This window comes from Burkholderia sola, assembly GCF_905400185.1.
Classification (GTDB): domain Bacteria; phylum Pseudomonadota; class Gammaproteobacteria; order Burkholderiales; family Burkholderiaceae; genus Burkholderia; species Burkholderia sola.
Genome location: NZ_FR989676.1, coordinates 2,325,443 through 2,351,138, shown reverse-complemented (window position 1 = coordinate 2,351,138; position 25,696 = coordinate 2,325,443). Strand labels below are relative to the sequence as shown.

At 67.6% G+C, this 25,696-nt stretch carries 24 protein-coding genes; 17 read left to right on the top strand and 7 right to left on the bottom strand.

Translation table 11 applies throughout. The features are described 5' to 3' along the window. Positions 1–7: 7 nt before the first annotated feature. The 6 genes from KR541_RS26975 (at position 8) to KR541_RS26950 (ending at position 6,279) form a co-directional block, all read left to right on the top strand. Entirely contained in the window at positions 8–1,198 is a 1,191-nt protein-coding gene (locus KR541_RS26975; protein WP_150123283.1) for a hypothetical protein, read from the top strand. After that, positions 1,195–1,533 (top strand): hypothetical protein, encoded by a 339-nt coding sequence (locus KR541_RS26970; RefSeq protein ID WP_050011046.1) that lies wholly within the window; start codon positions 1,195–1,197, stop codon positions 1,531–1,533. Before KR541_RS26975 ends, KR541_RS26970 begins: the two co-directional genes overlap by 4 nt. Before the next feature lie 83 nt (positions 1,534–1,616). Then, positions 1,617–3,284 carry a ShlB/FhaC/HecB family hemolysin secretion/activation protein gene (locus tag KR541_RS26965; protein ID WP_235356123.1) on the top strand — a complete coding sequence of 556 codons (1,668 nt, stop codon included), beginning with the start codon at positions 1,617–1,619 and terminating at the stop codon, positions 3,282–3,284. A gap of 190 nt (positions 3,285–3,474) precedes the next feature. Then, positions 3,475–3,765, top strand: a complete 291-nt coding sequence (locus tag KR541_RS26960) for a hypothetical protein (protein ID WP_239468970.1) — start codon at positions 3,475–3,477, stop codon at positions 3,763–3,765. Continuing rightward, entirely contained in the window at positions 3,752–5,134 is a 1,383-nt protein-coding gene (locus tag KR541_RS26955; protein WP_089489366.1) for an amino acid permease, read from the top strand. Before KR541_RS26960 ends, KR541_RS26955 begins: the two co-directional genes overlap by 14 nt. Before the next feature lie 209 nt (positions 5,135–5,343). Next, positions 5,344–6,279 (top strand): universal stress protein, encoded by a 936-nt coding sequence (locus KR541_RS26950; RefSeq protein ID WP_089489367.1) that lies wholly within the window; start codon positions 5,344–5,346, stop codon positions 6,277–6,279. A 462-nt stretch (positions 6,280–6,741) separates the two neighbouring features. On the opposite strand, the gene KR541_RS26945 is transcribed toward KR541_RS26950, so the two are convergent. Next, entirely contained in the window at positions 6,742–7,176 is a 435-nt protein-coding gene (locus KR541_RS26945) for a hypothetical protein (RefSeq protein ID WP_050011050.1), read from the bottom strand. A 542-nt stretch (positions 7,177–7,718) separates the two neighbouring features. Here KR541_RS26945 and KR541_RS26940 point away from each other — a divergent pair. Together KR541_RS26940 and KR541_RS26935 are read left to right on the top strand one after the other, a co-directional pair. After that, positions 7,719–7,973, top strand: a complete 255-nt coding sequence (locus tag KR541_RS26940) for a DUF3562 domain-containing protein (protein WP_050011051.1) — start codon at positions 7,719–7,721, stop codon at positions 7,971–7,973. 186 nt (positions 7,974–8,159) lie between these two features. Next, complete coding sequence (locus KR541_RS26935; RefSeq protein WP_089489369.1) at positions 8,160–9,959, top strand: methyl-accepting chemotaxis protein; 1,800 nt, start codon at positions 8,160–8,162, stop codon at positions 9,957–9,959. A 21-nt stretch (positions 9,960–9,980) separates the two neighbouring features. On the opposite strand, the gene KR541_RS26930 is transcribed toward KR541_RS26935, so the two are convergent. Further along, positions 9,981–10,958 (bottom strand): sigma-54 interaction domain-containing protein, encoded by a 978-nt coding sequence (locus KR541_RS26930; RefSeq protein ID WP_235356122.1) that lies wholly within the window; start codon positions 10,956–10,958, stop codon positions 9,981–9,983. A gap of 454 nt (positions 10,959–11,412) precedes the next feature. Here KR541_RS26930 and KR541_RS26925 point away from each other — a divergent pair, with 454 nt between their 5' ends. From KR541_RS26925 to KR541_RS26910, 4 genes are all read left to right on the top strand, one after another. Beyond that, positions 11,413–13,404 (top strand): hybrid sensor histidine kinase/response regulator, encoded by a 1,992-nt coding sequence (locus KR541_RS26925; RefSeq protein WP_216089913.1) that lies wholly within the window; start codon positions 11,413–11,415, stop codon positions 13,402–13,404. Between the two features lie 66 nt (positions 13,405–13,470). Further along, complete coding sequence (locus tag KR541_RS26920) at positions 13,471–13,881, top strand: BON domain-containing protein (RefSeq protein WP_050011054.1); 411 nt, start codon at positions 13,471–13,473, stop codon at positions 13,879–13,881. A gap of 79 nt (positions 13,882–13,960) precedes the next feature. After that, entirely contained in the window at positions 13,961–14,509 is a 549-nt protein-coding gene (locus KR541_RS26915) for a hypothetical protein (RefSeq protein ID WP_089489370.1), read from the top strand. A gap of 51 nt (positions 14,510–14,560) precedes the next feature. Next, entirely contained in the window at positions 14,561–15,184 is a 624-nt protein-coding gene (locus KR541_RS26910) for a DUF4142 domain-containing protein (RefSeq protein ID WP_216089912.1), read from the top strand. Positions 15,185–15,215: 31 nt separating this feature from the next. On the opposite strand, the gene KR541_RS26905 is transcribed toward KR541_RS26910, so the two are convergent. From KR541_RS26905 to KR541_RS26895, 3 genes are all read right to left on the bottom strand, one after another. Next, positions 15,216–15,719 carry a PRC-barrel domain-containing protein gene (locus tag KR541_RS26905; protein WP_216089911.1) on the bottom strand — a complete coding sequence of 168 codons (504 nt, stop codon included), beginning with the start codon at positions 15,717–15,719 and terminating at the stop codon, positions 15,216–15,218. A gap of 99 nt (positions 15,720–15,818) precedes the next feature. Beyond that, complete coding sequence (locus KR541_RS26900) at positions 15,819–16,250, bottom strand: CBS domain-containing protein (protein ID WP_012340039.1); 432 nt, start codon at positions 16,248–16,250, stop codon at positions 15,819–15,821. Between the two features lie 343 nt (positions 16,251–16,593). Beyond that, a complete protein-coding gene (locus KR541_RS26895; protein ID WP_089489373.1) occupies positions 16,594–16,842 on the bottom strand; it encodes a hypothetical protein in 249 nt (82 codons plus the stop codon). Between the two features lie 121 nt (positions 16,843–16,963). Here KR541_RS26895 and KR541_RS26890 point away from each other — a divergent pair, with 121 nt between their 5' ends. The 5 genes from KR541_RS26890 (at position 16,964) to KR541_RS26870 (ending at position 23,054) form a co-directional block, all read left to right on the top strand. Next, positions 16,964–17,263 (top strand): hypothetical protein, encoded by a 300-nt coding sequence (locus KR541_RS26890; protein WP_050011058.1) that lies wholly within the window; start codon positions 16,964–16,966, stop codon positions 17,261–17,263. A 308-nt stretch (positions 17,264–17,571) separates the two neighbouring features. Next, a complete protein-coding gene (locus KR541_RS26885; protein WP_041492268.1) occupies positions 17,572–17,883 on the top strand; it encodes an ATP-binding protein in 312 nt (103 codons plus the stop codon). A 203-nt stretch (positions 17,884–18,086) separates the two neighbouring features. Then, on the top strand, positions 18,087–18,968 hold the full coding sequence (locus KR541_RS26880; protein ID WP_050011059.1) for a MipA/OmpV family protein: 882 nt from the start codon (positions 18,087–18,089) through the stop codon (positions 18,966–18,968). Positions 18,969–19,062: 94 nt separating this feature from the next. Continuing rightward, positions 19,063–20,757, top strand: coding sequence for a VRR-NUC domain-containing protein (locus tag KR541_RS26875; protein WP_124630234.1), 1,695 nt, complete (start codon positions 19,063–19,065; stop codon positions 20,755–20,757). Next, a complete protein-coding gene (locus KR541_RS26870) occupies positions 20,754–23,054 on the top strand; it encodes an ATP-dependent DNA helicase (RefSeq protein ID WP_216089910.1) in 2,301 nt (766 codons plus the stop codon). Before KR541_RS26875 ends, KR541_RS26870 begins: the two co-directional genes overlap by 4 nt. Before the next feature lie 15 nt (positions 23,055–23,069). Here the strand turns inward: KR541_RS26870 and KR541_RS26865 are convergent, their stop codons facing one another. Both KR541_RS26865 and KR541_RS26860 read right to left on the bottom strand, forming a co-directional pair. Then, complete coding sequence (locus KR541_RS26865; RefSeq protein ID WP_050011062.1) at positions 23,070–23,843, bottom strand: IclR family transcriptional regulator domain-containing protein; 774 nt, start codon at positions 23,841–23,843, stop codon at positions 23,070–23,072. Between the two features lie 382 nt (positions 23,844–24,225). Beyond that, entirely contained in the window at positions 24,226–25,527 is a 1,302-nt protein-coding gene (locus tag KR541_RS26860) for a UDP-N-acetylglucosamine 1-carboxyvinyltransferase (RefSeq protein ID WP_050011063.1), read from the bottom strand. Between the last annotated feature and the right edge of the window lie 169 nt (positions 25,528–25,696).

The window sequence follows — 25,696 nt, the reverse complement described above, 5'->3', positions numbered from 1 at the left end:
AGTTCCTATGACCGAAAAAAACCGAAACCGCGTGCTGGTGTTCTGCCGCTTCGCCATCGTCTATGTGCTGCTGTTCGTATGCGCGGGAAACATCACCAACAGCATGTTGCTGAAGTGGGGCTTTCGTGACGACCAGAAAGGGGATTTTGCAACCAGCTACAGTCTCGTCGGCATGATGAACGGCGAGGCACCGAAGCCGTATGTCTATCGCTCGTCGTTCCCGCGAGCCGCAAAATGGATAGCCGAGCGGCTTGGGCAGGAGAAGCAGGAAAAGCTTTTCAAATCGATCAAACGACATGATTCGCTGCACAACGCCTATTTCACAAGTGTGCCGGACGAATATTGGACACCGATCGTGGCGCTCGTCTATCACCTGACGTACATCGCGATCGTGTTGTCGACGCTGTTCGCGCTGTTGCTGGTCTACAAGCTCGCCAGACTACACGGCCTGAACTTCGGGCGATCCGTTGGCTTTCTGGCGGCGTTCGGCTTCGTCTATCCGCTCACGTTTCAGCAGGGCGGTTACTACTATGACTTTTTCGAACTGCTCGGCGTACTCGGTGCCTGCTATTTCCTGTTGAAGAAGCGGATGCTGGCATGCACGTTGATGGTTTCCATCTTCTCCCTGAACAAGGAAACGTTCTTCCTTGTCCCGCTCGCGCTATTTTTCCTGCACGAGCGCGACGTTCCGGTATTGAAACGAGTCGGTTGGCTGGTGCTGCAGCTTGTGATCTGCGTGAGCACGCGCCATTTCATCATGAGCGGCTACGACGCGAATGCAGGTGGTTTCGTCGAATTTCACGTGTGGGATAACCTGAAATTCTGGCTTAATCCCTTGTCTTACCTGTCGTTCTACAACCTGATCGGCAAAGGCATCTTTACGCCAAGTCTCGAAAATCCGCTGATGCTTGTCCCGCTTGCGGTGTTCTTCGGCTCGGCGTGGCGCGCGACGCCACATCGATACCGTATCTATTTTTTTGCGGCATTCCTGCCGGTGCTGGTGTTGTTCTTCTTCTTCGGCTACCGCGATGAGGCGCGAAACTTTTCGGTCGTCTTTCCCGCCATCGTGCTGATCGCGCTCCATGGCGCGAATCGTTTCAATATGATTTTTGATGGGAACACGGGCGCATCCGATGACACCCGCACAAACGCCAGTCACCGACCAGATGTGGAAGTAGTGACGGAGGCCGCGCGGTGAACGGGCTGATCGTCGTCGCAAGTGGCTTTTTCGGTGGTCTCGCGAGCATATTGCTCCGCGTTGCGGCGCTCAAGGGAATCGCACTGGGTGAATCGAGCGTGTTGCCATGGATCGCCCGTGGGGCGGCCATAGGTGCCTACGGTGTCGGGTTCCTCCTTTACGCAATCGCGCTGCGCAAAACAACGCTAGGCGTCGCGTATCCGGCGATGGTGGCGATTTCCATGCTCGTGGTGTTGTCGTTCACCGCGTTACACGAATACCTGTTGCGGCCGATGCAGGTCGTCGGCGCTGTCGTCATCCTGATTGGGGTCTGGATGATCACGCGGTACGCGTAATCGAGAGAATCAAATACATGAAGAAGAAAATCCGAGGGGGTAGCCTTGTTGCGGGGTCGTTGCTTATCGCATCGACCTGTGCGATGGCACAGTCGGTACAGCCGCTTGGTAACGAACAACAGGCACGTCAGCAGGAGGAAGCGCGGGAGCGGGAGCGAATCGTTTCCGCGCCGGGGGTTCGTTCGAGTGTCGCGGCGAGCGCAGGCTACCCACAGCTTCCGACCGAAACACCGTGCTTCCGCATTGATCGTTTTACGGTCGACGTTCCCGATTCGCTGCCGGAGGGCGTGAAGGCGCGAGGCGCGTCCGTACTGCCCATGGATCGCTTCGCGTTCGCGCGTGAATGGCTTGAACACTATACGGGGCAGTGCGTTGGCAAGCAAGGGCTTGATGTGCTCATCAAGGCGCTGTCGCAACACATTCTTTCGCGCGGCTACATCACGACGCGCGTGCTGCTCCCCGAACAGGATTTGTCGTCCGGTACGTTGAAAGTCTCGCTGATTCCCGGCGTGATCCGACACGTGCGCTTCGCCGATGAAAAACTGCGTGGCACATGGAAAACCGCATTCCCGACGCGCGACGGCGAACTGTTGAACCTGCGCGACCTCGAGCAAGGTCTGGAGCAGATGAAGCGCGTACAGAGTCAAGACGTCTCGATGCAGATCGTTCCGGGCGACGTACCGGGCGAAAGCGATGTCGTGCTCGACGTGAAACGCGGCAAACCGTGGACTGTGGTGGCGTCGATCGACAACTCGGGCACGCGCGCGACCGGCAAGCTGCAAGGCAACCTGTCGATCGGCATCGATAACCCGCTCGGGCTAAACGACATCTTCAACGTCGGCGTGAGCCAAGACCTCGAACTTGGCGACAACCGCCTTGGTTCGCACGGCTGGAACGGCTTCTACTCGATCCCGTGGGGTGACTGGACCGCGACGTTATCGGCCTACACGAACACGTACTACCAGCAAATCGCTGGCGTGAATCAAACATTCGTTGCAAGCGGCAATTCGAAGACGATCGATTTCAAGCTTGCCCGAGTGCTTGCCCGTAGCCAGAACGACGTATTCGGCGGCTATGTCCGCTTGTCCCGTCGCTTCGGCCAGAGCTTCGTCGAAGATACGGAAATCCCACAGCAGCGTCGCAACAACACGTTCGTTGAATTCGGCCTGACTGACCGCCATTACTTCGACGGGGCGCAGTTCGACGGCACGCTGGCGTACCGACAGGGCGTCGCGGGCCTGGGTGCGCAGGACGACATTCTCGCTGCCGGTGGCGGTCCTACTTACCGCTTCAAGATGGCGGTACTCGATGCGAACCTGTCGGTGCCGTTCGCGATCGCGAAGCAGCCGTTCCGATACGTGACGAGCATCCACGGCCAATATACCGGGAACTCGCTGTACTACATCGATGACTTGACGATCGGCAGTCGCTATACAGTTCGCGGTTTCGACGGCGAAACGATGCTGGCAGCGGCACGCGGTTTCTACTGGCGCAACGAGCTGCAGATGCCGATCGGACAGACCGGACAGGCGATTTATGCAGGATTGGATTACGGCCGCGTTTGGGGGCCGCAGCCGGTTGCGTTGGTCGGTACGCAGTTGGCCGGTGCCGTAATTGGCGTCAAGGGCAGCGTCGCGACGCGTTTCGGTGGCTACGGTTACGACCTGTTCGCCGGTACGCCGGTCTACAAGCCGTCCGGTTTTCCCACTGCGCGTGTGACGGTCGGATTTCAGATGACGGCCCAATTTTGAGCGGGATCGTGACGCCCGTTGCGATCTAGCGTTGTATTCCGCGCCCTCCAATCCAACCACCACTTTCACCCACCGCGATTTTCCCCAAAATCGCCTGGCGTGAAACCGCCGATCCTCCCTATAATCCCGCCTGCATATTGCGTGCGCTTGATTGTGCACATTCGACGCGCGGTCATTCGCGCCGAAAGCGATGGATCCCGTTATCGCTCGTCAGGCGCACAGCCGCGTCGCGCGGGCCGTTCGGGTGTATTCCGTGAAAGGCCCGATCCGTTTTTCCGGCTTGTTCCGTGAAATACGGATAATCCGCGCCAATTCCAACCGAATTGACGCGGCATCCGTGTCGTTTCCCATTCGGAAATCGACAGCGGGGATTATTTCGTTTTCGGCTGCCAAAAATCGGCATGAACGGTCGCGCATGGTCATCGACACAATGACGGCGGCCCGCTCGCGGCTGCCAGGAGACGAATTTGAAACAACCTGAAGACCAGTTGCACCGCGGGCTGGAAGAACGCCACATCAACCTGATGGCGCTCGGCGCGACGATCGGCGTCGGCCTGTTCCTCGGCTCGGCCACCGCGATCCGCACGGCCGGCCCGGCCATCCTGCTGACCTACCTGCTCGGCGGCCTCGCGATCTTCCTGATCATGCGCGCGCTCGGCGAGATGGCGATCACCAATCCGGTCGCCGGCGCGTTCAGCCGCTATGCGCGCGACTACCTCGGCCCGCTCGCCGGTTATCTGACCGGCTGGACCTACTGGTTCGTGTGGATCGTCACCTGCATGGCGGAAATCACCGCGGTCGGCGTCTACATGCACATGTGGTTTCCCGGCGTGCCGAACTGGATCTGGGCGCTCGCGGCGTTGCTGGCGATGGGCTCGGTGAACTTCATCGCGGTCAAACTGTATGGCGAATTCGAATTCTGGTTCGCGCTGATCAAGATCGTCACGATCGTGCTGATGATCGTCGGCGGCGGGTTGATGATCGCGTTCGGCATCGGCAACGGCGGCATCGCGACCGGCATCTCGAACCTGTGGTCGCACGGCGGCTTCATGCCGAACGGAATCAACGGCGTGATCGCCGCGCTGCCGATCGTGATGTTCGCGTATCTCGGCGTCGAGATGCTCGGCCTCACGGCTGGCGAGGCGCGCAATCCGGAGAAGTCGCTGACGAAGGCCGTGAATTCGGTGTTCTGGCGCGTGCTGATTTTCTACATCGGCGCGCTGTTCGTGATCATGTCGCTCTATCCGTGGGACCAGATCGGCACGCAGGGCAGCCCGTTCGTGATGACGTTCTCCCGGCTCGGCATTCCGGCCGCCGCCGGCATCATCAACTTCGTCGTGCTGACCGCGGCGCTGTCGTCGTGCAACAGCGGCCTGTTCAGCACCGCGCGGATGCTCTACAACCTCGCGCAGCAGGGCCAGGCGCCGGCCGCGCTCGGTCGCGTGAACCGCAGCGGCGTGCCCGTGTATGGCGTGGCCGTGTCGGTCGCGCTACTGCTGATCGGCGTGTTACTCAACTATCTCGCGCCGCAGCACGTGTTTACGTGGCTCACGTCGGTGTCGACGTTCGGCGCGATCTGGACGTGGTGCGTCATCCTGATCGCGCAGATGCGTTTTCGTCGCACGCTGTCGGCCGACCAGATCGCGCGCCTGCCGATCCGCGTGCCGCTCTTTCCGCTCGGTTCGTTCGTCGCGCTCGGCTTTCTCGTGCTGGTCGTCGTGCTGATGGCGTTCACGCCCGATACGCGCGTCGCGCTCGTGATCGGGCCGGTGTGGATCGTGCTGCTCGGCATCGCGTACACGCTGTTCTACGCGAACCGTCCGGCTGCGTCGATGCCGACGAAGTCGTAAGCCGCGCGGGCAGGGTGCCGCGCGACCGTTCGCGATCGTTGATCGCGATCATGCACGCGCGGGCCGGACGGCCTATGCTGAACGAACGCATTGCTTGTCCGCGCTTCGCGTGGCATCCCGCCGATCCCTGACCGTAGCGGCTGTCCGGCCGCCGCGCGAAACGCCCCGTCGTCGCCCGGCGACGACGTGCACGCACGGAGACCTTCGCCATGCAGCCTGCCCAGCCCATCCCGACGCTCGCGCGAATCGCGCTCGCCGTCGATCCGACGCCCGAATCGCTGACCGCCGCCCGTTACGTGCGCACGCTGCTGCGTCCCGGCATGCGATTGCGCATCATTTGCGCGATCGACAATCCGCGTCTCGTATTGCCCGACATTCCGCGCATCGACGCGCTGCTGACGTCGGCGCGCGAGGACATGATGCGCGACGCGCAGGCCACCTGCGAGCGGATCGCGGCGCTGTTCGCCGACAGCGGGATCGAAGTCGAACAAGTGGTCGTCGACACGTCGGTCACGGGCGGCTCGGTCGCCGACGCACTGGTCAACGATACGTCGACGTGGCACGCGGACGTGCTGGCGATCGGCGCGAATCCGCATCACGGGCTGTTGCGGCTGGTCGAAGGCGCGATGTCGGACACGCTGACGAAACGCGCGCGCTGCGCGCTGCTGATCGTGCCGTCGGCCTATGCACGGACGTCGGACGGCACGCTGCAGCGGCTGATGTTCGCGGTCGACGGCAGCGAGCCGTCGCTGCACGCGGTGCGCGTGGGGCTCGGCTTCGCGGCGCCGACGACGTTGCTGTATGCGGCGTACGTGATCGATCGCGCGGTTCGTCTGACCGATGTCGTGCCGGTGCGCGCCCTCGAGGATGCGTACCGCGCAGAGGGCGAGGATGCGCTCGCTAAGATCGGCCCGCTGTTTCATGCGACAGGCAACCCGACCAAGCGCGGCATCGTCGAAACGCATCCGACCAGCGACGACGTGGCCCATGCACTGATGCGCGATGCGGTGCACTGGCGGGCGGAGCTGCTGGTGGTCGGCACGCATGGCCGTCGCGGCATCGCCGCCTGGCTGATCGGCAGCGTCGCGCGGCGGGTCGCGCATCTCGCGCAGGTGCCGGTGCTGCTGGTGCGCGGTGCGGAATGAATCGCGTGTCGTCGCGATCGAAGCGGTATGGATTGACCTGCATCAGAAACGCGGCGCATGTCGCGTGAGACAGTGGGGGAGCGTCCCCGCGACGCGGCTGGCCTTCGCATGCATGCGGGACCAAGGCCGCGCCGGCGTGCGAAAGGCGATGAAAGGCGATCGCTGTCGCACTCGCCGCCACATCATGTTCGGGCGCCGCGCCGCGTGTGTGTCCGGCGCGCCATCCGACCGGAAACTCTCTGGCACGAGGGTAGGCAACCGACGGTTGCCTTGGAGGACGGGCGGGGTGGAAGTCACCCCGTCCGCTTTCCGCCTGGCCCCGTCGAATTCATTTCCCCGTACGAATGGTCTGGAATGCGGCCGCGTCGAGCCGCGCGTCATCGCGCGCGGTCGCTTCGATACGGATCGCGGCGGATAGCGCGCATGCACGGCGCCGTGCCGTGCGCCGGTGACGTGCGCAGATCAGAGGGAGCGAAGAATCGATCGCAGGTCGTGCCGGCGGCCCGTGCAGCGACGGACCCGCGCATGCGGACGCACGACATGGAGCGGCGCACATACGCTGCACGTGCGACTGCGCAAACGATTCGCATGGGGCCACCCGGGGCGCGCCTTGCGACGCGGCTCCGATGCGGCCGGCGCGTCGGCCGCGTTGCGCGCGGACAGCGCCGCGGCGAATCGCTGCAACGCGAGGACGGACCCCGCGACGCTCTGATACTTTTCGCGGCCGATCTGCCCGTCGAGCGTGACGAGCAATCCGGCCTCGCGTGCGAGCGCGAGCAAGGTGTCGAGGTCGTCGGACGGACGGTTGCCGGCCGACGCGGGCCGGGCGGGCAGGGCGCGCGCGTTGCCCGACGCGCGCCGCTGGCCGTCCCGGCCCGGTAAGGTGCGATGTGCCATGGTTGGTCTCCTGCGCCGGACCCCGCGTGCCGGCTCGATGGCCGACTGAGCGATGTTCCGGTATGAACGCCTGGTTCATGTGATCAGTATCGTGTGGCGACGGCGCGCTGCCAAGCGGCGCGCGCTGAAGTCGCTGTCAGGAAATTGCGCGGCGCTATCGGAATCCGCTGACACGCGCGGCGGATGATCGGCCGCACCGCCGCGTTCGTCCGACGAATGCATCGCAGGGGGGCGCTTGACGCATGATTTCGGACGGTCTAAGTTTCCCCACTGCATCGGCGTCGCGCGGCGGTCCACCCGCCGCCCGTCGCCCATGCCGCGCCCCGGGGTGGCGTGGCAAGGCTTCCATCCAGTCTCGTTCGCGGGCCATGTGCACCGCGAACCCTGCGCGAACGGTTCGGAAACGGATCGACGCGGCGGCACGCGACGTGCCGTTGATCGCGCGCAAACCCGCGCCGGCGCATCGTACGCCGCGTGTCTGTCCAGTCTTTAAGCTTCCAGTACCGTCATCTTTTCGTTCCTCGACCGTCAGGAGTCTGTCGATGTCCAAGGACAATTTGCTCGATTCACTGAAGGAAGCCGCCGAACGGCGCGCGATCGGCGCGGATCAGCTGCGTGCGATGCTCGACGACGAAGTGCGTGCGCTGTCGTCCGGCGCGCGCGTGCACGACTACATCCACGTATTCGCGATCCGGCACCTGCGCGAGCGGATGCGCCAGAAGGACGTCTTCGACCGCGACACCCGGGCCGATGCGGCGCCCGCGGACGCCGATCCACGTCCGCGCCACCGGCTGTAGGGAGTAGCCGGCGGGCAGCACGCAGGTCGAACCCGGCCATCCTGACGATTTATTGGCAGTCGCAGACACCTGTCGTCATACGTTTCATCGAATCGTCACAACGACCTCAAGTAAGTGGCCCGATTTGCCGTTTACACGGTGAATTCGTCCAATCGGGCGTTCCTGCTCTCTTACCGAGTCGTTGCCATGTTCTCGTCCATTCGCGCCCGCATCCTTGCCGCGTGCGTCGCCATCGTCGTATTCGCGCTCGTCGCCACGACCCTGATCAACTATTTCATCGCACGCGCGTACAACGACGACGCGATCGACCGCAACCTGACCTCCGTCGCCAGCGGCCACGTGGTCGGGATCGCCGATTGGGTCGCGACCCGCAGCCGGATGATCGCGTCGCTGCAGGATGCCGCGCTGACGCCCGACCCGCTGCCTGTGTTCAAGCAGATGGCGGCGGCCGGCGGCTTCACGAACGTCTATGCCGGCTATGCCGACAAGGCGTTCCACTTCTCCGACCCGACCGGCATCCCGCCCGACTACGACCCGACGGGCCGCCCGTGGTACAAGCAGGCCGCGCAGGCCGGCAAGCCGGTCGTCACGCCGCCGTACGTCGATGCCGGCACGGGCAATCTCGTCGTCACGTTCGCGGTGCCGATCCTGCGCGACGGCGCGCTGAAGGGCGTGGTCGCCGCAGACCTGTCGATGGACAGCGTGATCGCCAACGTCAAGTCGATCCGCCCGACGCCGGCGAGTTTCGGGATGCTGGTCGACAGCAGCGGCCACGTCGTCGCCCACCCGGACGCCAAGCTCACGCTGAAGCCGGTCGCCGACGTGTCGCCCGAACTCGGCTCGCTGGGCGTGGCGTCGATCGCGGCGGCGAACGCGCCGGTCGAGGTCGGCGTCGGCGGCGACGCGAAGCTGGTGCGCGCGAAGCCGGTGCCGGGCACCGACTGGTACGCGCTGGTGCTGCTCGACAAGACCGAGGCGACGGCCGGGATGCGCTCGCTGCTGACCGCGTCGCTGATCACGCTGATCGTGATCGTCGGCGTGGCGTCGCTGATCATCGGCGCGATCACCGCGACCGCGTTCCGCCGCCTGTCCCAGGTGCGCCAGGCGATGGCCGCGATCGGCTCGGGCGCCGGCGACCTGACGAAGCGGCTGCCGGCCGACGGCCGCGACGAAGTCGCCGACATCGCGCGCTCGTTCAACAGCTTCGTCGACAAGCTGAACGACGTGATGCGCCAGATCCGCGACGCGAGCGAATCGGTGCGCACGGCCGCGAACGAGATCGCGGCGGGCAACCAGGACCTGTCGTCGCGTACCGAATCGGCGGCGGCGAGCCTCGAGGAAACCGCGGCGTCGATGGAAGAGATCACCGCGACCGTCGGTCAGTCGGCGGCGGCCGCCGGCCAGGCCGACGAGCGCGCGGCGGCCGCGTCGCGGATCGCGTCGCACGGCGGCGTGGTCGTGTCGGACGTCGTCGCGACGATGGGGAAGATCGAGGAAGCATCGGGCCGGATCGGCGACATCATCGGCGTGATCGACGGGATCGCGTTCCAGACCAACATCCTTGCGCTGAACGCGGCCGTCGAGGCGGCGCGGGCAGGCGAACAGGGCCGCGGCTTCGCGGTCGTCGCGCAGGAAGTGCGCAGCCTCGCGCAACGCAGCGCCCAGGCCGCGCGCGAAGTGAAGGTGCTGGTCGAGTCGACGGTCGCGAGCGTGTCGGCCGGGTCCGGGCAGGTGCGCCAGGCCGGCGATACGATGCGCGAGATCGTGGCCAACGTGGCGAACGTGACGACCATCATCTCCGAGATCACGCATGCGGCGAACGAGCAGACGCGCGGGATCCAGGAAGTGAACCGCGCGGTCAGCCAGCTCGATGAGATGGTGCAGCAGAACGCGGCGCTCGTCGAACAGTCGACCGCGGCCGCCACCGCGCTGCAGTCGCAGGCGAACGCGCTCGCGACGACGGTCGGGCAGTTCAAGGTCGCCTGACGCGGCGGCCGACCGCGCCGCTTACGAACCGTCCTGGTCGCGCATCAGCGCGAGCCGGTTGTAGAGCGTCTTCAGGCTGATGCCGAGCGCCTTGGCCGCGCGCGGCTTGTTGCCGTCGAAGTGACGCAGCGTCGCCGCGATGAAGCGCTGCTGTGCGTGGTGCAGCGTCGCGCCGACCGGCAGCGCCATCGCGCCTTCCGACGTGCTGTCGGCCACCGGCATCGGCTGCTTCGGCAGGGCGACGTCGATGCCTTCGTCCGCCAGGATGTACGCGCGCTCGATCGTGTTGTGCAGTTCGCGCACGTTGCCGGGCCACGAATACGCGCGCAATGCGGCGATCGCCGCGTCGGTCAGCCGCTTGTGCGCGCGATGCCGCGCGTTCAGCGTGTCGACGAATTCCTGCGCGATCGTCTCGACGTCGCCGTCGCGCTGGCGCAGCGGCGGCACGTAGATCGCGAACGCGGCGAGCCGGTAGAACAGGTCCTCGCGCAGCCGGCCGTCGCGCACCGCGTCGGCCGGATTGTGGCGGGTGGCCGACACGAACCGCACGTCGAGCGGAATCGATTCGGTGCCGCCCACGCGTACGATCGTGTTCGACTCGATCGCCCGCAGCAGTTTCACCTGCAGCGCGGCGGGCATTTCCGCGACCTCGTCGAGCAACAGCGTGCCGCCGCGCGCGGCTTCGAAGAAACCCTCGCGCTGCGTGATCGCGCCGGTAAAACTGCCTTTCTCGTGCCCGAAAAGTTGTGCCTCGGCAAGATCGGCGGGAATCGCGCCGCAGTTCATCGGCACGAACGGGGCGTCGCGCCGCGCGCTCAGATCGTGCAGCCGGCGCGCGACGATATCCTTGCCGACCCCGCTTTCGCCGGCAATCATCACGCTCGCGCCGGTGGGCGCGATTTTGTCGATACGGGCGAGCAGCGCGCGCATCGCGGCGGACCGGCCGGACAGCCGGCGACCGTCTGCGCGCTGCTTCGTCCGGTTGGCGGATTCACCCATAAGCGTTCGCGGGCCGTTTTGAAAAACGGCATCACGCGTCCCGTTGATTGCAATATTTATCGTCGACAGCGAAACGACCGCGAAGGTGCCGCGGAATAGAAAATTCCAATGTGCGCGGCGCGAGCGAAAGAAATCGTCCATCGTTTTTCGCGCACCCTTGCACGACGCGTCGGTCAGGTGATAACCGGCGCTTTTTTACAGAAACTCGATGAAAAAAGCGGTCGGCGACCCATTGCGACGCTGCGCGTGGCAACACCGGCAGCCACCCATCCGGGCCGCAGCCGACGCGGGCGGAGGGTCCGGCCATCCGTTGCCCGGAACGCCGCGCGCGGCCACCATCGGGTACGTCGTTTGCTGGCGTTTTCCTGCTCGCCCGGCGCGCTCGACGGTATGCCGGATGGCCGAAAGGCGGCATCCCCCCGCACGACGGGAGCCGGCGCGATGCAAGGACGCAATGAGGACTCTGACCCGTGAGTTGTTCCGGCAGGGTGCATGGGTCGTGCTGGCCGTCGGGCTGGCGTCCGCGCTGCAGGCGTGGGCGATTCGGGCCGTCGGCCAGCACGCGCCCTTTGCGCCGCTGCCTTTTTATGCCGGCGTGGCGGCCGCCGCATGGCTGACGTCGTTCGGCGGCGGCCTCGTCGCGACCGTCGCGAGCGTCGGCGTGATCTCCGCATTGTGGTGGGGCGACGCGCCGCTGGTTACGCTGCTGGCGCAAGCCAGCGCGTTCGTCGCGATCGGTTTCGTCGAATGCGTGCTGGTGGCGGCGGTGAAGCCGCTGCTCGCGAACGATCGTCCGCACGGGACCGGCGACCACGACGACGATCCGTATCCGCCGCATCGCGAGCCGTCGTCCGTCGCGTGCGTGTCCGACGACGGGCTGCTGCGCCGCGTGGTCGATGCGTCGCCCGATGCGATCGTCGGGACCGACGCCGAGCGCCGGATCGTCAGCTGGAATCCGGCCGCGGCACACATCTTCGGCATCGATCCGGCACAGGCGAGCGGACGCGACATCGTCACGATGATCGCGCCGCGCTGGTTGCGCCGGCATGCGGTGCCGGCGTCGTTCGCGAACCTGCGCACGCCGGTCGGGCCGCTCGACGTCCTGTGCGTGCGCCCCGACGGCGGCCGTTTTCGCGCCACCTTCGCCGCGTCGCCGCTCGTCGACGCGCAGGGCAACTGCACGGGCCTGTCGCTGACGCTGCGCGAAGCGGGCGAACGCCGCCGCAACGAACGCCACCACCTGCGCTCGCTGCGCGGCGCGCGCGACGCGCGCGTGCAGGCCGACGCGTCGAACCGGCTGAAGGACGAACTGCTGGCGACGGTGTCGCACGAACTGCGCACGCCGCTGAACGTGATCTACGGCTGGGTCGAGGTGCTGCGCAACGCCGACGGGCAGGGCCTCGCGCAACAGGCGGTCGACGCGATCGATCGCAGCGCGCGGTCGTTGTCGCACATGGTCGCCGACCTGCTCGACGCGTCGTCCCTCGCGACCGGCCGGCTGCGCCTGGAACGCGTGCCGGTCGATCTCGTGCGGATCGTGCGCGACGCCGCGCGCGAACTCGACGCGACGGCCGAGGCGAACGGGCTCGTGCTGTCGACGGAGTACGCGATGCCGGCCTGCGTGATTCCGGCGGACGGCGAACGCCTGCGCCAGGTCCTGTCGAACCTGCTGTCGAACGCGATCAAGTTCACGCCGCCGGGCGGACGCATCAACGTGTCGCTCACGCGTGCCGGGGAGCGCGTGCGGCTGTCGGTCTCCGATACCGGGCAAGGCATCGCGCCGGAATACCTGCCGCACCTGTTCGACACGTTCAGCCGGCCGGAAGGCGCGTTCACGTCGCCAAAGCGCGGCCTGGGGCTCGGCCTGTCGATCGTGCGCAACATCGCGCAGCTGCATGGCGGCGAGGTCGTCGCGACGAGCGCGGGGGCGGGGCGCGGCATGACCGTCACGGTGACGCTGCCGGCCGGCTGGGACGCCGACGATCCGGTGGAGCAGCCGCCACGCGCGAAGCGTATGTCCGATACGGTCGCGCTCGACGGCCAGCGCGTGCTCGTGGTCGACGACGACCCGACGTCGCGGACGAGCCTCGCGGTGGCGCTCGAAACGATGGGCGCGCAGGTATCGACCGCGCGGTCGGGGCACGATGCGCTCGAGGCGGTCGAGCGGCAGCAGCCGAGCGTCGTGCTGTCGGATCTCGCGATGCCGGACGGCGACGGTTACTGGCTGCTGGACCGGATCCGGCGCCTGCCGAACGGCGGCGGGCATCTGCCGGTCGTCGCCGTCACCGCGCACGCCGGCAACGCAGACCGGCGCCGCGTGATGGCCGCCGGGTTCGATGCCTATCTGTGCAAGCCGGTCGACATGCCGACGCTCGCGAGCGTGATCGTCGACGTCGTACCGGACGACCCGAACGACAGGAGCGGCGGGAAGCCGCGCGAGCAGTAGCGGCGCACACGGACGGCGCGGCACGCCGGTCGCGTGACGCTGAGCACATACGAAAAAGGAGACGCGATGGACGCAACGGAAAACCCGCGGCGCGACGGCACGGACGGCAAGCCGGCACGCACCCGACGCAGGACGCCGGTCGTGCCGATCGCGAGCATACTGATGATGTCGTGTGCATGGTTCGCGACGCCCCGCTACGCATCGGCCGACGAAAGCACACGTGCGAAGCTGGCGAGCCAGGCGTCGGCCGTCGGGGGCCAGATCCGCGATGCGACGCTCGCGTCCCGCGTCAGGGCCGCGCTCGTCGCCGAACGCGGCCTGGCCTCCGGCGACATCGACGTGCAGGTTCGCGACCGCGTGGTCGAACTCACGGGCAACGTGCCCGACGAGCGGCAACGCGCGACCGCCATCCGCGTCGCGCACGACGTCAGCGGCGTGAGCGGCGTGCGCGACAAGCTGCAGATTCGCCGGAAGTAACGTGATGCGCGGGCCAGCGCCGGGCCGATCGGGCGTCGCGCGCCCGCGACCCTGCGCGTCACCGGGCAGGAGGTTCGACATGGACACCATCATCGCGGGCCGCTTCTCGCGGCTCGAACAGGCGGAACGCTGCGCGGAGCAGTTGCGCGGCCACGCGATCCATCGGGACGACGTGAAGGTCTTCTTTCTCAATCCGCCCGGGCAGCACGCGCTGTTCTGGCTCGGCGGCGACGTCTATGCGGACTCCGCCGCGCGGCCCGGCGGCCTCGGCGCGCTGGAAGGCGTGGCCGTCGGCGCGGTCGTCGGGCTCGCCGGGGCCGCGCTGCTGTATCTCGGCGGCCTTCATTCGCCGCTCGCGTGGATCGGCGTGCCGCTCGTGGGCGGCTATGTCGGCGCGTTGTGCGGCGCGCTCGGCAAGATGCGCGGCGATGCGCCGGAGGGGCATGGCGCGTTGAACCAATGCGAAAACGGCGTCGTGCTGGCCGCGCATGTGACGCGGCGCACGATCACGTTCGCGGAGCGGACGATGCTCGCGGCCGGCGCGCTGTCGGTGGAGCGTACCGAGGGCGCATGGCACCACGGCGCGTGGACCGATTTCTTCACGTCGTCGGCCCATCGTCCCGCGTGACGGCAAGCCGCGCGGCCGGCCCGCTCCGTCGTTCCACACGGGAGGCCCCGGATGACGAAAACGAACCGAATCGAGCAACGCACGCGTCGGCCGCTGGGCAGCGTGCTGACGGCCATCGCCGGTGTCCTGGCGTGCGCGGCTTCGCACGCGCAGACGCCGGCTTCGTCCGCCCGGGTCGCGCCGGGCGTCATCCTCCCCGGCCCGACCGCCGACGAGGCCGGCATGACGCAGCGGCCGACCGGCATCGACGCCGAGTTCGTCGACAAGGCCGGCATGATCGGCAAGGTGGAACGGCAAGCCGGCCAACTCGCGCTCGACCGTTCGTCGAACGCGGACGTGAAGGCCTTCGCGCGCCGGATGGTCGACGATCACGCGCGTATCGCGGACGAACTGCGGCACCTTGGCGCGCAAAAGGGCGTGCCGGTCCAGACGCGTATGCTCGTGGACCCGGCCGTGACGGCATTGCGGGCGAAGAACGGGCGCGCGTTCGATACGGCGTATGTGGCGCTGGCCGGCCCACACGCGCACGAAGCGGCGGTCCGGCTTTACGAAGCCGAGGCGAAAGAGGGCCGCGACGCGCAGCTACGCGCATTCGCGGCCCGCACGCTGCCCACGCTGAACGCGCATCTGGGCGCCGCGCGGCAACTCGCGAAGGCGGTGGCCACCGCGCAGTGACCGGCTTTCGGGCGGACAGTTCGGATAGCGTTCAGTGCTGCCGCGACCCGTCTTCCGGGCTGCCCGGCGACGCCTCGTACGGCGGCGAATCGAGCGCCGTTTCGCCTTCCTCGATCAGCCAGTACGGCGAACGGCCGTAATACGCATGCAGCGCTTCGGCCCACTCGGGGTCGGCCATCGTCGGCCACCGGCTCTTGTCGAAGCCGGGCGCCTCGCGCACACGTGCAGTGTCGACGGGCAGCACGAAGCATTCGCGTTCGGCATCGAGAACGAGCGCGTTCCACGGCACCGCGAGCAGCTTGTCGCCGATCCCGAGCAGACCGCCGGACGACACGACCGCATACGCGATCCGCCCGGTGCGCACGTCGAGCATGATGTGGGCGATCTTGCCGATGTCGTCGCCGTCCATCGTCAGCACGCGATCGCCTTCGAGCGTGCGGGCGGCCATCACGTCGGGTCCCGGCCCGCCGGTGGCCGTACGCGGATTCGCGCCGACGATGCGCGCGGCGTCGCGCGACGGTTTGTCCGTTGTCATCGAAAACCTCCTGGTCGAAGCGGCAACCCGGCCCGCGCGCAGACTCGTCGCGCGGGTAGTGCGCCGGGGCGGCAGGCCGCGGGATGATCGGGGCGCCGGTCAGCGGCGGCGCGGCAACGAGACGTCCTCGAGCGTATTGGCCAGCTCGTCGCGCGCCGGTCCGCCCGCGCGCGTCGCGATGTCGCCGAGCGACACCATGCCGACGAGCTTCAGGCTGCGGTCGAGCACCGGCAAGCGGTGCAGCTGCACGTCGGCCATCCGCTGTTGAACGTCGCCGACGCCGTCGTCCTCGACGCACCACTGCACGGGCCTGGACGCGACCGCCTGCACCGGCGTATCGGGCGAATGGCCGTGCGACAGCGCCCGCACCGCGAGGTCGCGATCGGTCACGATCGCGACGAGCTCGGCGCCGTCGCAAACGGGCAGCACGCCGATATCGAAGCGCTGCATCAATTCGGCCGCATGGCGAATCGTGTCGGTCGGCGCGACGCACACTACGTCGCGCGACATGATCTCGTTGACGCGATACATGAACGCCTCCTTCGTGATCGGGACGATACGGGAGCACCGCTTGTGCCACGCGCACGGCGCGTAACGCACCTGCACCTGGCTTGCCGGGCGACGGAGAAATTTGCCATCGCGCTTGTACATCTTCCACGGCGGCAGCCGCGGCCTGGCGACGGGGGCGTCAGTGACCGATGCCCGTCATCGTGACGATTGCCAGCACCACCGCGCTTTCGATCGCGGCGAGCGCCGCCACGCCGGCCGCGCCACTGATTTCATGCCATCTGCGTTCAAGGACTTTCATCAGATCGCTCCTGATTTGAGCCGACGCGGGGCTGCGCTGCCACGCAACGCGCGCCGGGTGCCCCCGTCAGCCGTGATCGCGGGGCGGGGAAGGGACGTGCGGCGCGCGACGCTCGCGCTCGCCGGACGGCTTGGTGGGGTCGATACGCGTCGCACCGCCGACGGCGGGCGGATCGCTGGCCGGAAACGTCTCCTCGAGCCCTTCGTCGATGCGCTCCTCCGTCTTGTCTTCAGACGGCGGACGCGACGAGGCGAGCCGGAGCAGTCCGGCAGCCGGTGACACGGCGTCGCGGCGGCCGGTGGAGTATACGGTCATGGTCGAACCTCCTTGTCGATGAGAAGCCGCAAGCACCGTACCCGCGGCAGCCGGGGGCACGGCGTTTGCAAGCCGGCGGAACCAGCCGGCACGCGTCCGGGATGGACGAGAGGACATCGTGATGAATGCAGCCAGGGAAAGAATACGTTACGACGCGAACGTATGCGGTGGCGATTTCGGCCATGTGCGCGAGCGTTTCGATACGTGGAAACGCGAGTCGCGGCTCTATCGGCCGGAGCGGCGCATGTTCGACGGCAAGGACGAGGTGCGCGAACTGAACGACACCGTTTACGACGGCCCGGAACGCGCGCAGCAGGCACTCGTCGCGCAATGCGAACCGTCCGATCCGTTCGCGCTCGCCGTGCAGCTGACCGCCGAGGGGCGCACGATGTGGCTCGTCATGGCGGCGTACGATGCGTGAGCCGCCCGGCCAAGGGGCGCGGCGCGACGGCAGGCACGCCGCTTGCGAGGGCTCGCCTCGCCATTGAACGGCGCGCGCCGCCGCGCAGGAGTGACATGAACACGCCATCCATGCTGCACCGCCCCGAACCGACGACACCCGACGTCGACCCGGATCCGCCGCCGCCCGGGCACGACGACCCGGTCGATCCGCCCGTGCCCGACGGGCTGCCGCAAGGCGATCCGCCGTCGAACCCGCCGCCGATGCGGATGCCGGGCGGGCGCCGTGCGCCACGACCGGCCACGCGAACATTGAAAAGGAGGACCGTCATGGACATTCACGTGCAATCGCCAGACAAGCGCGCGATCGCTCAGGTACTGGGCCGCTATTTCGAATCGCGTTCGCTCCGCTATCACATCGAGGAATTGCCGGGCGGCGTGCTGCAGATCGGCTTTCGCGCGAGCGGCCGTCCGGTCGCCGTCACCGTTTCGTTCGACGATGCCGCCTACGACACCTACACGCACTGGGACGCGAGCCAGAAGCAGCTCGCGCTCGGCCGGCTCGCCGACGGCTTCTCGCGGATGATGTCGACCCGCAGTCCGGCCGCGCTCGCCGGCGACTATCACGTCGAGCGTTTCTGATTCCGCAATCGTCCGCCGGCTCGTGCCGGCTTTCGGCAAAGTGCCCGCCCACAACGGGCGCTTTGCGTCTGCGCGCGCGTCGCGTAGGATGTCCGTTAATTCAGCGCATGCTACGTTCGCGCCGCAGGCTGCCTGCCGTTGCAGCCGATGAAGCGCGACGCGCTTTCCCTCAGGTTCGTTTCGTGCAACCGACGGAGACCGCCTTGACCACTGTTGCTCGCCTGTTGCTGTCCGCCGGCGTACGCCGGTTCGTATCCGGCCTGTCGGCATTCGCGGCGCTCGCCGCCGCCGGCGCCCGCGACGCGTCGGCCCAGACGCCTTCGCCGCTCGGCGAATGGCAATACACGGCGGGCGTACCGCTCCAGAAACTCTTCGATCCGAACATCCCCACGTGGCAGGTGAGCGTCGGCGCCGCGATGACGCTGCAGCCGCGCTACGCGGGCTCCGACCGCTATCGCGTGATGGGCGGCCCGAATTTCGACATCCGCTATCGCGACCTGTTCTTCCTGTCGACGGGCGAGGGCCTCGGCGCGAACGTGCTGCGCGGGCCGAACTGGCGCGTGAGTCTGTCGGTCGGCTATGACCTCGGGCGCCGGTCGGCCGACGATCTCGGTCACCTGAACGGTCTCGACAACATCAACGCGGCGCCCGTGATGAAGCTCGCGGCCGACTACGTGGTCTCGAAGGATTTCCCGCTCGTGCTGCGCGCGGACATCCGGCGCAGCATCGGCGGGTCGAACGGCTGGACCGGCGATTTCTCCGCGTACATGCCGATGCCCGGCAGCAACGAGCACTTCTTCTGGTTCGCGGGGCCGACCGTGACGTTCGCCGATTCCCGCTACATGAACAGCTGGTTCGGCGTGAACCAGGGCGCGGCCGCGCGCTCCGGGCTGCCGGCCTATTCGTCGGGGGCCGGGATCAAGTCGGCCGGCGTGGGCATGACGATGGTGTGGTTCGTGAACAAGCACTGGTTCGTCACGGTGGACGGCGCGCTCGAGCAGCTCGTCGGCCGCGCGGCGCGCAGCCCGATCACGCAGCAGTCGACCAACGGCGTGTTCGACATGTCGGTGAATTACCAGTTCTGACCGGCCGGGCAGCGCAAGGGCGATGCCGCGTGCGGCATTGCCCGTCATATTTGATATGATTGCGACCTGTACAAATGTACAGTGATCGATCCCCGTGACGCCTGCCTCGCCGACGCCTCCGGCGTTTTACTACCTGACCAATTTCGAACGCGCGCTGGCCTGGCTCGGCGAGCGTTACGACGACCTGTTCGACGCGCACGAGCATGCGTTCGTCCGGCAGTTCGCGACGCTGCCGCAGGCGTCGCGCGCGCTGCTCGTGCGGATGCTGATGCGCAACGGGTCCGATTTCCGCGCGACCAAGCTCGTGTACGACGAGATCGGCTGCACGCTCGACGCCGCCGCGCCGCTCGTCGCGCTCGGCTGGGTCGATCCGGCGCCGGCGCTCACGCTCGACGAGCTGTTCGCGCTGTCCACCAAGGCCGATCTGCTGCGCGTCTTCCCGGCGCTCGCCGCGCATGCGAGCGAGCGCAAGGCCGACTGGCTCGACCGGCTGCGGCCCGCGCACGACGTCGCGCAACCGCTCGACGCGTGGTGCGCGCAGCCCGGCGATCGGGTGTTACGGGTGACGGTCGGCGCGCTGTGCGACCGGCTGCGGCTGATGTTCTTCGGCAATCTGCATCAGGACTGGAGCGAATTCGTGCTCGCCGATCTCGGCGTGTTCCAGTACGAAAGCGTGCCGATCGCGCCATCGTCGCGCGCGTTCCAGCAGCGCGGCGACGTCGACGCGTATCTCGCGCTGCAGATGTGCCGCGACGCACTCGATGCATGGCCCGACGATCTGCCGTTCGACGACCTGATCCGCGCGCTGGATGCAGTCGACTGCGCGCAACCGTGGCTCGCGACGCGCCGCGCGAAGTTGCTGTTCGCGCTCGGCCAGGCATGCGAACGCCGTGCCGACTGGTGCGCCGCACTCGACGCATACGCGCGCAGCGCGTGGCCCGGCAGCCGCCACCGGCGAATCCGCGTGCTCGAACGCTGCGGGCGCGACGACGACGCGCTCGCGCTGGCGCTCGACGCCCGCGGCGGCTTCGAGAGCGACGAGGAGCGTCAGCGCGTCGAACGCATGCTGCCGCGCCTGCAGCGCCGTGCCGGCCAGCGCGTCGAACGCGCGACCGCTGCCGCGGACGTGCCGCGCGAGACGCTCGTGCTTGCGCGTCCCGACGCGTCCATCAGCGTCGAATTCGCGGTGCGCGACCATCTGGCGCAGCCGGCTTCGCCGGTCCACTACGTCGAAAACACGCTGATCAATTCGCTGTTCGGGCTGCTGTGCTGGGAGCCCGTGTTCGCGGCCGTGCCCGGCGCATTCTTTCACCCGTTCCAGCGCGGCCCGGCCGACTTGCACGCACCCGATTTCGCCGTGCGCCGCGCGGCGGCCTTCGACGCCTGCTTCGCGCAACTCGATTCGGGCGCGTACCGCGACACGATCCGCCGGCATTTCGCGACGAAGGCCGGGCTGCAGTCGCCGTTCGTGTTCTGGGGCGTGCTGACCGACGCGCTGCTCGACGAAGCGCTGGCCTGCCTGCCGCCCGAGCACCTGCGGCTGTGGTTCACGCGCCTGCTCGCGGATATCCGCAGCAACCGGTCCGGCTTGCCCGATCTCGTCCGCTTCTGGCCCGACGAGCGCCGCTACGAGCTGATCGAGGTGAAGGGCCCCGGCGACCGGCTGCAGGACAACCAGACGCGCTGGCTCGCGTACTGCCTCGCCCACCGGATGCCGGTGCGCGTCGTCGACGTCGAATGGGCCGGCGACGACGTCGCGCACGCCGAGGCGGCGGGGTTGTCCGCATGAGCTACGTGGTCGCGGTGCGGGCGATGTGCGAGTTCACCGCGCGGCGCGGCGATCTCGACCTGCGCTTCACGCCCGCGCCGACCGCGCTCGAAGGCATCGCCGGCCACGGCGCGGTCACGTCGAAGCGCGGCGCGCGCTACGAAACCGAGATCGCGCTGACGGGCACGTGGGGCACGCTCACCGTGCGCGGCCGCGCCGACGGCTACGATCCGGTGGCGAACCGGCTCGAGGAAATCAAGACCTATCGCGGCAGCCTCGACGCGATGCCGGCCAACCATCGCGCGCTGCACTGGGCGCAGGCGAAGGTCTATGCGCACCTGATGTGCGACGCGCGCGACCTCAAGGCAATCGACGTCGCGCTCGTGTATTTCGACATCGTGTCCGAGCGCGAGACGGTGCTGACGGAAACGCTGGATGCCGCCACGCTCGCGACGTTCTTCGCCGAGCAGTGCGCGTGCTTCGTCGGCTGGGCCGAACGCGAGACGGCCCACCGCGCCGCGCGCGATGCGGCGCTGCGCGCGCTCGCGTTCCCGCACGGGCAGTTCCGCAGCGGCCAGCGCGAGCTGGCGGTGGCCGTCTATCGCGCGGCGCGCAACGAACACTGCCTGATGGCGCAGGCGCCGACCGGCATCGGCAAGACGCTCGGCACCGTGTTCCCGCTGCTGAAGGCATGCGGCGAGGGCGAGCTCGACCATGTATTTTTCCTGACCGCGAAAACGCCCGGCCGCGCGCTCGCGCTCGAAGCGGCGACGACGCTCGGCGCCGGCACGCCCGCGCTGCCGTTGCGCGTGCTGGAACTCGTCGCGCGCGACAAGGCGTGCGAGCATCCGGACCTCGCGTGCCACGGCGAATCGTGCCCGCTCGCGAAAGGCTTCTACGACCGGCTGCCGGCCGCGCGCGACGCGGCGATCGAGGCCGGGCTGCTCGATCGCGATACCGTGCGCGCCGCCGCGCTCGCGCACGACGTCTGTCCGTACTACCTGGCGCAGGAACTCGCGCGCTGGTCGGACATGATGATCGGCGACTACAACTACTACTACGACGGCAGCGCGATGCTGCACACGCTCGCGCAGCAGAACCAGTGGCGCGTCGGCGTGCTCGTCGACGAAGCGCACAACCTGCTCGACCGCGCCCGCAAGATGTACAGCGCGTCGCTCGATCCGTTCGCGTTCGCGGCCGCGCGCGAAGCCGCGCCGGCCGCGTTGCGCAAGGCATTCGACCGGCTCGCCCGCGCGTGGGGCACGCTCAATCGCGCGCAGGCCGAGCGCTATGCGGCTTATCCCGACGTGCCGGGCCCGATCGTGTCGGCCGTGCAGAACCTCGTCGCGGCGATCGGCGAACACCTGACCGACGCGCCGCGCGCGAACGGCGACGCGCTGCTGCGTTTTCATTTCGAGGCGATCCAGTTCGGCGTGCTGGCCGAGGCGTTCGACAGCGCGTCGATCTTCGACGCGACGCTGCAGGGCGAACCGATGCCGCGGCAGCCGGCGCTCGACGGCGTCGCGACGGCCGGCCGTCGGCGCCGCGTCCAGTCGACGCTGTGCGTGCGCAACGTGATCCCTGCCGGTTTCCTCGCGCCGCGCTACGAAGCCGCGCGTGCGACCGTGCTGTTCTCGGGCACGCTGAGCCCGTTCCATTTCTATCGCGACACGCTGGGGTTGCCCGGCGATACGGGCTGGCTCGACGTCGACGGGCCGTTCCGCGCCGAGCAGCTGACGGTGCGCGTCGCGAGCCACGTGTCGACGCGCTGGCGCGACCGCGATCGTTCGCTCGAACCGATCGCCGACCTGATCGCCGCCCAATACGCGGCACGGCCCGGCAACTATCTCGGCTTCCTGAGCAGCTTCGACTACCTCGGGCGCGTGGTCGCGCTGATGCAGACGCGCCATCCGGACGTCCCCGTGTGGGCGCAGGCGCCCGGCATGGCCGAAAGCGAGCGCGACGCGTTTCTCGCGCGCTTCGACGCGGGCGGACGCGGCGTCGGCTTCGCGGTGCTGGGCGGGGCGTTCTCGGAAGGCGTCGACCTGGTCGGCGAGCGGCTGATCGGCGCGTTCATCGCGACGCTCGGGCTGCCGCAGGTCAACGACATCAACGAGCAGATGCGGCGCGCGATGGACGCGCGCTTCGGCAACGGTTACGACTACATGTACCTGTATCCGGGGCTGCAGAAGGTCGTGCAGGCGGCCGGGCGCGTGATCCGCACCGAGCAAGACGAGGGCGTCGTGCATCTGATCGACGACCGTTACCGACGGCGCGAAGTGCGCAACCTGCTGCCGCGGTGGTGGCGGATCGGGTGACGGCGGCGTCGGTCGCTACAGCACGTTGAGCATCGCGAGCGCGGCTTCCTGCAGATGCGGCAGCACACGTCGCACGGCCGCGTCGGTTGTCTCCGCGCCGATCGGCATGTTCGTGCTCAGCGCGGCGACGACTTCGCCGTGACGGTTTTTCAGCGGCACCGCGATCCCGCGAACGCCGACCTGCAGTTGCTGCTCGATCGCCGCGTAGCCGGCATCGCGCGCATGGTCGACCTGTTCGAGCAGCCGCGCCTTGTTGGTGATCGTGTGCGGCGTGAACGGCGGCAGCTCGGTCTCGTCGAGCCACGCGCGCACGGCTTCGCGATCGGGATGATGGGCGAGCAGCACGACGCCGGGCGACGTCAGCGGCGCCGGCACGCGCGCGCCGAGCACGAAACCCGTCGTCATCACGCGCGACACGCCGTTGCGGGCGATGAACACGAGTTCCCAGCCGTCGAGCACGCTGACGTACGCCGATTCGTTCAGCGACGCGCTCAGTTGCTGCAGATAAGGCTGGACCGTGCGCGGCAGCCGCGCCGAATCGAAGTACGACCAGCCGACCCGCAGCACGCGCGGCGTGAGGCCGTACAGCTTGCCGTCGGTGTACACGTAGCCGAGCGATTCGAGCGTCAACAGGTAGCGCCGCGCGGCCGTGCGCGTGAGGCCCGTGCGTGCGGCGGCCTGCGTGGGCGTCATGCGCGCGTGCTGGCTGTCGAAAGCCTCCAGGATCATCAGGCCTTTTTCGAGGCCGGCAATCCAGTCGCGTCGGTCGAGTTCGGGCTTTTTCGTCATCACGAATGGGCTATGGCGCGCGATGTTCGCGCAGGAGTGGGCGATTATCGCGCGACTGGTGGGGGAACGGGAGATCGGTTGATCCGCGATCCTTGCCCGCCGGATAGGGGCTCACGTTTCGGCAATTGGACAGGTCTGAATCTGGTTTTCCGCGAGCGGGAAAAAGCCGACGGGTCGCGGAAGTAGACGTTCCGACGATGCATCGCCAGTCTGGCGCAGACTGCGGGAAGAAGCGTGAAGCAGCACGCAGTGTGCTGACGTGAATAGATGGCGGCCGATGGCAGAGCGCTGCGCGGCCGCGCATGGAAGCGACCGATACGGCATGAAAAGCGCGAGAACCGGATGCGACGCGACCGTTACGCGCGCCGCATCCGTCATGACTTTACTCGCTACTCGTCCACTCGACGTTCGCGCCCACCGAACGCAGGTTTTCGACGAAATGCGGATGCGCGCGGCGAATCGGCAGCGCGTTCATGATTTCCGAACGGCCTTCGATGCTCGCGGCCACCATCAGCAGCGCGATCGCGACGCGAATGATGTACGGGCTCTCGACGCGCGCCGGCGTCAGTGGCAGCCCGCCGAACGTGATCAGCCGGTGCGGATCGGACAGCAGCACGTGCGCGCCGAACTTCGACAGTTCGCCGGACCAGCCGAGCGCGCCGTCGTAGACCTTGTTCCAGAACATCGCGCTGCCTTCCGCACGCACGCCGAGCGCGATGAAGATCGGCAGCAGGTCGACCGGCAGGTACGGCCACGGCGCGGCCTCGACCTTGGTCAGGATGTTCTGCGTGAACGGCCGGCGCACGCGCAGCGGGCCGTCGCGCTCCGCGCGCGACCAGCCATCGCGGTGCGTGACGGTGACGCCGAATTTCGCGAACGTGCGGTCGATCAGCGGGAAATGCTCGGGCGACGAATTGCGCACCGTGATGTCGCCGCCGGTGATCGCGCCGAGCGCGAGGAACGTCGCGATTTCATGGAAGTCCTCGGCGAAGCGGAACTCGCCGCCGCCGAGCTTGCCGCCGCCCGTCACGCAAAGCCGCGACGTGCCGATGCCCTCGATCGCGACGCCGATCATCGCGAGGAACTGGCTGAACTCCTGCACGTGCGGCTCGGAGGCCGCGTTCATCAGCGTCGACGTGCCGTTCGCGGCCGTCGCGCACAGCGCGAAGTTCTCGGTGGTCGTCACTGACGCGTAGTCGAGCCAGTGATCGTTGGCCGTCAGCGGGCCGTCGGTACGAACGATCAGCGAATCGGGCGTGCGTTCGATGTGCGCGCCGAAACGTTCGAACACCTCGACGTGCGGATCGATCTCGCGCACGCCGAGCGTGCAGCCTTTCACGTCGTTCTCGAGGCGCGCGACACCGAAGCGCGCGAGCAGCGGCGGAATCAGCATGATCGACGAACGCATCGCCTCGGGCAGCCGATGGACGGCCGGATCGAACGTCGTGTTGCGATGGTGAAGCTCGAGCAGACCCGTCGTGAAATCGACCGACACGTCGCTGCCGAGCGTGCGGAAGATATCGAGAATCTTGCGCACGTCGGTGATGTCCGGCACGCCGACGAGACGCAGCGGCTGATCGGTCAACAGGGTGGCGCACAGAATCGGCAGGACGGCGTTCTTGTTCGCGGACGGCTTGATGTCCCCGCGCAGCGGAGTGCCGCCGTGGACGATGAGATTCGACATGATATGGGGGCGTATCGGTGACTGACGTAGGCCCATATGATGCCATTGGTCGGCACGCGGCGTGGAATGTTCGGAGGGGGAAAAGGGGAATCGGCGCGCGTAACTGACAGTGTTTGACGTCGCGCCCGCGATGTAGCAGGTCGAATTGCAGCACGTCGAATGTCGGCCG

Excerpts from the sequence above, each read along its gene's own strand:
- KR541_RS26975 (WP_150123283.1), top strand. The coding sequence starts at position 8 with ATGACCGAAAAAAACCGAAACCGCGTGCTGGTGTTCTGCCGCTTCGCC.
- KR541_RS26965 (WP_235356123.1), top strand. The coding sequence starts at position 1,617 with ATGGCACAGTCGGTACAGCCGCTTGGTAACGAACAACAGGCACGTCAG.
- KR541_RS26960 (WP_239468970.1), top strand. The coding sequence starts at position 3,475 with ATGGATCCCGTTATCGCTCGTCAGGCGCACAGCCGCGTCGCGCGGGCC.
- KR541_RS26950 (WP_089489367.1), top strand. The coding sequence starts at position 5,344 with ATGCAGCCTGCCCAGCCCATCCCGACGCTCGCGCGAATCGCGCTCGCC.
- KR541_RS26945 (WP_050011050.1), bottom strand. The coding sequence starts at position 7,176 with ATGGCACATCGCACCTTACCGGGCCGGGACGGCCAGCGGCGCGCGTCG.
- KR541_RS26940 (WP_050011051.1), top strand. The coding sequence starts at position 7,719 with ATGTCCAAGGACAATTTGCTCGATTCACTGAAGGAAGCCGCCGAACGG.
- KR541_RS26935 (WP_089489369.1), top strand. The coding sequence starts at position 8,160 with ATGTTCTCGTCCATTCGCGCCCGCATCCTTGCCGCGTGCGTCGCCATC.
- KR541_RS26930 (WP_235356122.1), bottom strand. The coding sequence starts at position 10,958 with ATGGGTGAATCCGCCAACCGGACGAAGCAGCGCGCAGACGGTCGCCGG.
- KR541_RS26925 (WP_216089913.1), top strand. The coding sequence starts at position 11,413 with ATGAGGACTCTGACCCGTGAGTTGTTCCGGCAGGGTGCATGGGTCGTG.
- KR541_RS26920 (WP_050011054.1), top strand. The coding sequence starts at position 13,471 with ATGGACGCAACGGAAAACCCGCGGCGCGACGGCACGGACGGCAAGCCG.
- KR541_RS26915 (WP_089489370.1), top strand. The coding sequence starts at position 13,961 with ATGGACACCATCATCGCGGGCCGCTTCTCGCGGCTCGAACAGGCGGAA.
- KR541_RS26910 (WP_216089912.1), top strand. The coding sequence starts at position 14,561 with ATGACGAAAACGAACCGAATCGAGCAACGCACGCGTCGGCCGCTGGGC.
- KR541_RS26905 (WP_216089911.1), bottom strand. The coding sequence starts at position 15,719 with ATGACAACGGACAAACCGTCGCGCGACGCCGCGCGCATCGTCGGCGCG.
- KR541_RS26900 (WP_012340039.1), bottom strand. The coding sequence starts at position 16,250 with ATGTATCGCGTCAACGAGATCATGTCGCGCGACGTAGTGTGCGTCGCG.
- KR541_RS26895 (WP_089489373.1), bottom strand. The coding sequence starts at position 16,842 with ATGACCGTATACTCCACCGGCCGCCGCGACGCCGTGTCACCGGCTGCC.
- KR541_RS26890 (WP_050011058.1), top strand. The coding sequence starts at position 16,964 with ATGAATGCAGCCAGGGAAAGAATACGTTACGACGCGAACGTATGCGGT.
- KR541_RS26885 (WP_041492268.1), top strand. The coding sequence starts at position 17,572 with ATGGACATTCACGTGCAATCGCCAGACAAGCGCGCGATCGCTCAGGTA.
- KR541_RS26870 (WP_216089910.1), top strand. The coding sequence starts at position 20,754 with ATGAGCTACGTGGTCGCGGTGCGGGCGATGTGCGAGTTCACCGCGCGG.
- KR541_RS26865 (WP_050011062.1), bottom strand. The coding sequence starts at position 23,843 with ATGACGAAAAAGCCCGAACTCGACCGACGCGACTGGATTGCCGGCCTC.
- KR541_RS26860 (WP_050011063.1), bottom strand. The coding sequence starts at position 25,527 with ATGTCGAATCTCATCGTCCACGGCGGCACTCCGCTGCGCGGGGACATC.